The sequence below is a fragment of the Synechococcus sp. BA-120 BA3 genome (assembly GCF_034931285.1).
Lineage (GTDB): Bacteria > Cyanobacteriota > Cyanobacteriia > PCC-6307 > Cyanobiaceae > Cyanobium.
Window position 1 is genome coordinate 1 of the sequence record NZ_JAYGHZ010000076.1, and the last position, 6,311, is coordinate 6,311.

5 protein-coding genes and 1 pseudogene are annotated in these 6,311 nt (G+C 71.4%); 1 reads left to right on the forward strand and 5 read right to left on the reverse strand.

Annotation, left to right across the window (positions count from 1 at the left end):
• The 3 genes and pseudogenes from VB737_RS04965 to VB737_RS04975 all read right to left on the reverse strand — a co-directional run.
• Positions 1-814: pseudogene (locus VB737_RS04965) on the reverse strand (hypothetical protein); the annotation flags it as partial.
• A 70-nt stretch (positions 815-884) separates the two neighbouring features.
• Positions 885-1,967 (reverse strand): FUSC family protein, encoded by a 1,083-nt coding sequence (locus VB737_RS04970; RefSeq protein WP_500311643.1) that lies wholly within the window; start codon positions 1,965-1,967, stop codon positions 885-887.
• Complete coding sequence (locus VB737_RS04975; protein ID WP_500311644.1) at positions 1,961-2,926, reverse strand: FUSC family protein; 966 nt, start codon at positions 2,924-2,926, stop codon at positions 1,961-1,963. The genes VB737_RS04970 and VB737_RS04975 overlap by 7 nt, the downstream gene beginning before the upstream one ends.
• 104 nt (positions 2,927-3,030) lie before the next feature.
• On the opposite strand from VB737_RS04975, the gene VB737_RS04980 reads away from it, so the two are divergent.
• Positions 3,031-3,531, forward strand: a complete 501-nt coding sequence (locus tag VB737_RS04980; RefSeq protein WP_500311646.1) for an MgtC/SapB family protein — start codon at positions 3,031-3,033, stop codon at positions 3,529-3,531.
• On the opposite strand, the gene VB737_RS04985 is transcribed toward VB737_RS04980, so the two are convergent.
• On the reverse strand, positions 3,500-4,390 hold the full coding sequence (locus VB737_RS04985; RefSeq protein ID WP_500311647.1) for an LCP family protein: 891 nt from the start codon (positions 4,388-4,390) through the stop codon (positions 3,500-3,502). The genes VB737_RS04980 and VB737_RS04985 overlap by 32 nt on opposite strands.
• Before the next feature lie 85 nt (positions 4,391-4,475).
• Entirely contained in the window at positions 4,476-6,233 is a 1,758-nt protein-coding gene (locus VB737_RS04990) for an ABC transporter ATP-binding protein (protein WP_500311649.1), read from the reverse strand.
• Between the last annotated feature and the right edge of the window lie 78 nt (positions 6,234-6,311).

Consider the following 6,311-nt stretch of genomic DNA (forward strand, 5'->3'; position numbering starts at 1 on the left):
GGCCACCCCCCGCGCGGCAGGCGGCGATCGGCGTCTCCAGCCGGCGGTTCAGCCAGGGGGCCGCATAGCTCCACTGCAGCTGGTGGGTCCAGCCCCGCCCCGGGGGGAGGCCACTGACGGCCCCCAGGAGCCTGGCGATGTCGTCGGTGGCCGCCAGGTCGAAGCTGGCCAGCCGCACAGTGGTGGCCGGGGTCGGCCGCAGCACCAGCAGGGCGCCCGGCGCCGCCACGGGAAAGACAGGGAAGTTCGGGATCGTGAACAGCACCGGCGCCCCGTTGAGGGCGTCATGGACGTAGAAGGCCTCGATCGGGCTGCTGAACAGGTCCGGATCCATGCCCACCAGGCCCGCCTCCAGGCTCCAGCGACCGTCGCCGGAGCGACGCTCCAGGCTGGCTCGCGTGAGCCAGAACCCCACCGGGTTGGCCACCTGCTGCAGGGGCAGCGCCGCCCCCAGCCGCTGGGCGTAGTTGGGATCGCCGTTGTAGGCAGCGACGGCCAGATGCATCGCCCAACGCTTCCATTCCCCTGCCGCCGCCTCGCCGGTGGGAGCTCGCAGGGTGAGGGCCAGGGTCGTCTGCTGGATCCAGCTCGCCTCCCTCACCAGGCCGCCGACGGGATTGGCTATCGGTTCGGCCAGGACCTCCAGTTCCAGATCGACCCAGGCCGGCAGAGCCAGGGTCTGCTGGAGGGTGGCCCAGCCCGGCTCCAGCCGGACCAGGGGCGGCTCCGCTGGCGCCACCAGCTGTGCCGGGGCAGCTCCGGGCCCGGGGGCGATCGGTTCGGCGCCGGCGGGTCTGGCTGCGGCCAGCGCCATCAGCACTCCCAGCAGCGCCGGGTGGCATCCGGGGGCCTGCGGTGGGGACGGGCGCGCTGCAGCCATGGCGTCAGCCGCTGGCCTCCCCCAGGGCCCGCCAGCTGTGCTCGGCCTGCTCGATGCTGCGCAGGGCCTGGCCGCAGAGCATCAGCCGGCTGGCATTGCGCTGCAGCAGGGGCAGATCGAACCTGTTCAGGTCCGGATCGTGCAGCGAGCGCTCCAGGTCCCTCCAGCGGGCCGGAGAGGTCATGGCCGCGGCCGGTGGCGCCGGCCGATGGCGGTGCGGCACCTCGAGACACTGCCGCCATTGCTCCAATCGCCCGGCCACGGCCCGCAGCAGTTCGGCCTGGGCGCCGTGGAGTCCCTCCAGGGGGCCCCGATCCGCCGGGGTGTGCTCGAGCAGCCGCAGTCCGTCGACCACACCGACCAGCTGGGAGCCGGCCCCGTTGAGGAGCTGGAAGAGTCGGTAGGTGGCATGGCTGGTGGGGTTGTTGCCGAGCTCATCGGCCACCGCCGGCATCGCCTGGCGCAGCGTCACCAGCTGGCGCCGCAGCCCCTGGGCCGTCTCCAGCTCGAGCCGCCGGGCAGCCGCCAGGGCTCCCGGGGGGGCCGTGGTGGCCGGCGCCACGAGGCGGTCGGCCTGGACGACGAGCGCCCCACCGAGTTCGGCCAGGAACCGGCGCAGCCGCTGCCGGTTGCCCTCCACCGCCAGGTCGGGCCAGAAGAGCCGCAGGCTCAGCAGGGCCACGAGGATGCCGGCCGCGGTCCAGAACAGGCGCACCGGGACCCAGATCCCCAGCTCACCGTCGTGGACCAGCCAGCCCATCACGATGATGTTGCTGCCCACCTTGTACCCCACCTCCAGCCCCAGCGCCGCCCCCAGCAGCCGCATGGCGATCAGGGACAGGCTCAGCCCCAGCGCCAGGGGCAGATGGCTGAGCCCGGTGAAGGCGATCACCAGCACCACCCCCCCCACCAGCGACCCCAGCAGCCGCTGGCGCCCCAGGCCGATGGAGCCCCCGTAGGTGCCGGTGCAGACCACCAGCACGGCCAACGGCGCATAGAAGCCGTAGGCCAACGGGGCGAGGGACCCAAGGCCGTTCATCAGGCCGGCCGTCAGGGCCAGGCGCAGTTCGGAGCGGCGGATCAGCATCGGGCCACCAGGCTGAGGGTCCGCAGGCTGGCCAGCAGCGGATGCTGCTCCTGGGCCAGGGCCAGCAGTGGCAGCAACGGCAGGGAGCGGCGCCGGGCCAGGGACTGCCAGGGCCCTGGGCCCGGGGCCAGGACCGGAAAGCTCTCCCCCCGGAGCAGGGCGGCCATGGAGGCCATGCCGGCCCGCAGGGGATTCCCGGGCTCTGGGTCCGGACGCACCCGGTCGGGAAGGCCCCCCAGCAGCCGCTCCCATTGCACCCAGTGGTGCTGGACCGCGCCCCACAGCTGCAGACGCTGCGACCAGTGCTGCCGCTGCAGGCGCTGGCCACGGGGTCCGCGGCGCTCCTGGGCCAGCAACTGCTCCATCGCCACCAGGTCACGGCTGAGCCGGGCCGGGGGCAGGGGCTGGGGCCGCACGCCACGGCCCTCCAGCCAGTTCCGCTGCTGCTCCAGCTGGGCGGCATAGCCCTGGCGCAGCCCGGCCTCCAGCCGCAGCAGCCGGTCGAACCCCCGCCGGGGCCAGAACAGCAGCCCCACCACAAGGGCGATCACGCAGCCGACGGCCGTGTCCAGCGTGCGGTTGAACACGTAATCCCAGTTCAGGGCCACGTGGCTGGGGATCATCAGGAACATCAGGCTGACCAGCGTCGCCGTGCCGGCCGCCGACTGCCATCCCAGCCAGCGCAGCAGGGGCAGGATCAGCAGGAGCGACACCAGCACCCCCGGCCATCCGGAGAGCAGGGTGTGCACCAGGAAGGTGACCAGCCCTCCGGTGATCGTGCCGAAGACCCGCACCCTGGCGGCCTGGAGGCTGAGGTCGTCACCGTCCTCCATGACCGTGACCACGGCCAGCATCGGATACCAGACGTAGGCGATCCGCTCGAACCAGAGCGACAGGGCGGCGGTGAGGAAGGCGGCCACCCCGAGCCTCAGGCTGTTGCGAAGCAGGGCGGACCGCACGGACCTGGTGGCGCTGGGCTGGCAGGAGCCTATGAAGCTCCATCGTCCACGGCCGTTCGCCGATGCGCCAGGGTTGGTCACCCCTCACCCTGCCGTGGACAGCCATGGTCCTCTCGCTGACCCCGGATCTGGAGGCCCTGCTGCGACTTGGAATGGCGGTGCTCTGCGGACTGGCGGTGGGCATCAACCGGGCTCACCACGGCAGCCGTGCCCACCCCAACCGGCTGCGGGTTCATGTGCTGGTGGGGATGAGTGCCTGCCTGATGGTCCTGGCGGCGGGCACTGATGCCCAGGCCCGCAGCCGGGTGATCCAGGGGGTGGCGGCGGGCATCGGTTTCCTGGGGGCCGGCGAGATCCTGGTGCCTCCGGCGCGTTCCAAGCACGGCATCCCGGAGGTGCGGGGTCTGAGCAGTGCCGCCTCGATCTGGTTCACAGCGGCCCTCGGTGTCACCGTGGCCGTCTCCAGCCCGGTGCCGGTCCTGATGGCCCTCGGTCTGGCCCTGATCACCCTGTCCGACCGCGACGGCCACCCGCCCGATGGCGGTGAGGATCCCGCCGCCCCGCCCGGGGAGGTCAGAAAAGGAAACGGTGGCGGCCGTTCGTAGCGTTGGCCTGGCCCTCGTTGCCGGCCTCCAGGGGGTCGCTCTCCGGTGCCGGCCAGACGGCGTCCCAGTAGCTGATGCCGTCCTTGTAGAAGGGGCGCCCGTCCAGCCGCTCGGTGTCGAGCTGGGTGCTGCCCATGGCCGTGATCAGGCCCCCGAGCTCCATGGGCCCGAGGTCGGTCTTGATGTCCTTGCGGGCGGCCATCATCAGGGCCGGCAGCCGCACGAGGTACTCGGGCCGGGTGAGCTTGCGGAACAGGGATCGCAGGGCCAGCTGCTGGCGGTCCATGCGGCCCAGGTCGCCCGTTTCATCATGGCGGAAGCGCAGGAAACCCTCCAGATCCTTGCCGCGCAGGGTCTGCATCCCGGGCTGCAGATCGATCGACAGCCCCTGGCTGCGGTCGACGTAGAGCATGCGCTTGGGAACGTCCACCTCGATGCCGCCGAGCACATCGGCCATCTGGCGGATCGAGGAGAGGTTGACGACCAGGTGGTGCTGGATGGGGCGGCCGAGCCGCTGGGAGATCTCGCGCTTGACCGCCTCGATACCGCCCAGGCTGTAGAGCGCGTTGATCTTGACCGGGCCGAAACTCTCGGCCTCGATGTAGGTGTCGCGGGGGATCTGGGTGATGCTGGTGCGCTTGCCATCGATGCGCAGGGTGGCGATCACATCGGTGTTGCCACCCCCCACGTCGGTTCCCAGAATCAGGACGTCCTGACGGTCCATGCCGCCGCTCCAGGCGGCGAACGGATTGGTCAGTGCCGGGTTCCCCCCGGCCGTGGCCCTGGCCGAGATCAGCTGGGCCAGGGGGCCGGCCAGCAGCAGACCCGCCCCAAGGCCGCAGACCACGGCGAGGAGCACGGGGGTGCGCCGACGGGATGATCGGGGCCGGGACCCTGTCCTGGGTTGGGAAATCTTCATTGAATCCACGCTAATCCCACCGGGCTCAGCGCAGGGCCTCCTCCGGCCTCAGCCCCGTCTGCACCCGCCAGAGGGCCGCGTAGGCGCCGTTCCTGGCCAGCAGCTCGTCATGCCAGCCGCTCTCGGCGATGCGGCCCTGCTCCATGACCACGATGCGGTCGGCGTGGCGCACGGTGCTCAGCCGGTGGGCGATCACCAGGGTGGTGCGGGAGGCCGTGATCCGATCGAGGGAACGCTGGATCGCCGCTTCGGTTTCATTGTCGACGGCGGCGGTGGCCTCATCCAGCACCAGCACCGGTGGATCCTTGAGGATGGCCCGGGCCAGGGCGATGCGCTGGCGCTGGCCCCCGGACAGGCGCAGGCCCCGTTCCCCCACCAGGGTGTCGTACCCCTGGGGCAGGGTGTCGATGAATCCCGCGGCCTCGGCCAGGCCGGCCGCCCGTTCGATGGCCGCGCGCGTGGCGGCGAAGCTGCCGTAGGCAATGTTCTCGGCCACGGTGCCGTGGAACAGGAACACCTCCTGGCTCACCAGGCCGATGGCCCGACGCAGGTCCTGGAGGGACAGCTGCTCGATGGCCAGGCCATCGAGCAGGATCCGCCCGCCCTGGATGGGGTAGAGCCGCAGCAGCAGCTTGACGATCGTGCTCTTGCCGGAGCCCGTGGCCCCCACGATCCCCACGGTGGCGCCGGCGGGAATCTCCAGGTCGAAGGATGCCAGAAGCGGCTCCCGGCCGGCGTAGGCGAAGTCGACACGCTCGAAGCGGATCCGGCCGCGGACGTCAGCGATGGGCAGCGGCAGGCTGCCGCTGGGGATGGCGACGGGGGTGTCCAGCAGGTCCATCACCCGGTGGGTGGAGGCCATGGCGCGCTGATAGTCGTCGAGGGTGCGGCCCAGGGTGGTGAGGGGCCACAGCAGCCGTTGGGTGATGAAGACGAGGAACGAATACGTGCCGATGGCGATGGCGCCTCTCCAGGCCTGCAGTCCGCCGATCACGAGGATGGCGATGAAGGCGAACAGGATCGCGAAGCGGATCAGGGGGATGAAGGCGGCCGACAGGCGGATGGCCCGGCCGTTGCTGGCCCGGTAAGCCTGGCTCTGGGCGATCAGCCGCTGCTTCTCCCACGCCTCCGCGGCATAGCTCTTGATGGTGAGCATGCCGCCGAGGTTGTTGCTCAGCAGGCTGGCCAGGTCACCGGCCCGTTCGCGCACCTCCCGGTAGCGGGGGGCCAGGCGCCGCTGGAAGCGGAGCGAGCCCCAGAGGATCACCGGGATCGGCAGGAAGGAGACGCCGGCCACCGTGGGGGAGAGGACCACCATCGCCCCGCCCACCGCCAGAACGGTGGTGATCAGCTGCAGGATCTCGTTGGCGCCCTGGTCGAGGAAGCGCTCCAGCTGGTTGATGTCGTCGTTGAGGACCGTGAGCAGACGCCCGCTGCTGCCGGCCTCGAAGAAGCCCATCTCCAGGTGCTGGAGGTGGTCGTAGGCCTCGATGCGCAGCTCATGCTGCACCGTCTGGGCGAGGCGTCTCCAGAGCAGTGCGTAGAGGTACTCGAACAGGGACTCGGCGCTCCAGATCAGGAACGAGAGCACCGCCAGCACCGCTAGCTGGCCCGGCACGGTGGTGACGCCCAGACCGGCCAGCCAGGACGTGCGCTGCTGGACGACCACATCCACCGCCAGGCCGATGAGGACGGGGGGCGCCAGGTCGAAGAGCTTGTTGAGGACCGAGCAGGTGGCCGCCAGGCCGACGAGCCTGCGGTGGGGCCGCAGGCTGCGCAGCAGGCGCCGGAGCCCTGCCGCTGTCGGGGCTGGCCCCGGGGGGCCATCAACGGCCCTGGCCGCCGCCGGACTCACCAGCGA